This is a genomic window from Psychrobacter glacincola (assembly GCF_904846215.1).
GTDB classification, from domain to species: domain Bacteria; phylum Pseudomonadota; class Gammaproteobacteria; order Pseudomonadales; family Moraxellaceae; genus Psychrobacter; species Psychrobacter glacincola.
Genome location: NZ_CAJGZK010000068.1, coordinates 1 through 760 on the forward strand (window position 1 = coordinate 1; position 760 = coordinate 760).

2 pseudogenes are annotated in these 760 nt (G+C 43.9%); both read right to left on the bottom strand.

Annotated features, from left to right (window positions below):
- Nucleotides 1-465: pseudogene (locus JMW90_RS13430) on the bottom strand (IS3 family transposase); the annotation flags it as partial.
- A pseudogene (locus JMW90_RS13435) lies at nt 447-760 on the bottom strand (helix-turn-helix domain-containing protein); the annotation flags it as partial. The pseudogenes JMW90_RS13430 and JMW90_RS13435, both read right to left, overlap by 19 nt.

A 760-nucleotide genomic window follows, 5' to 3' on the forward strand; every position in this document is an offset into this window, starting at 1 on the left:
CGTATAACTGATGATCTCATTGTTGAAGCAGTCTAGTATAGGAGGCAGATACAACTTCTCATCACCGACTTTAAACTCTGTGATGTCAGTAAACCACCTGCGATTGGGCGCTTTCGCTCTGAACCTGCGTTTGACTCTATTCTTGGCAATGACGCCACACTGACCTTTATAGGATCGATACTTCTGTCGTCTGATTCTCGCGGTAAGTTTAAGCTCGTTCATAAGCCGTGCGATGAGCTTGTGGTTGTATCTTATTCCTTCGTTCTTAAGCGTTTGAGTGATTCTACGATAGCCATATCGACCTTTATGGTAATGATAGATGTCACTGATACGCTGTTTAAGATCGGCATACTTATCATCAGCTTTTAATGCATGCACATGATAGTAAAAGCTGCTTCTTGCTATATCTGCAATGAGTAATAGTAAAGCTAGCGGATGCTGATCTCTTAGTCCTTTGACGAGCCTTGCTTTGTCTGATTGGCTTTCCTCTCTTTGAGCAAGGCATCGAGCTTTTTTAAATAGGCGTTCTCCGCGCGTAGATACTCATTCTCGCGTTTGATCTCTTCTATACTCTTTTCATGATCAGGTTTGTCAGTGAGATAAGGGTGCTTCACAGTGGGTCGTCCTTTAGCTTTGGCAGTTAAGCCTAGCATACCATGACGGGCATAGGCTGTGCGCCATACACTAATCAGCACAGGTGAGCTAATGTTAAACCTCAAGGCGGCTTGCGATTGACTTAAACCTTCACCTGCCATTGTAG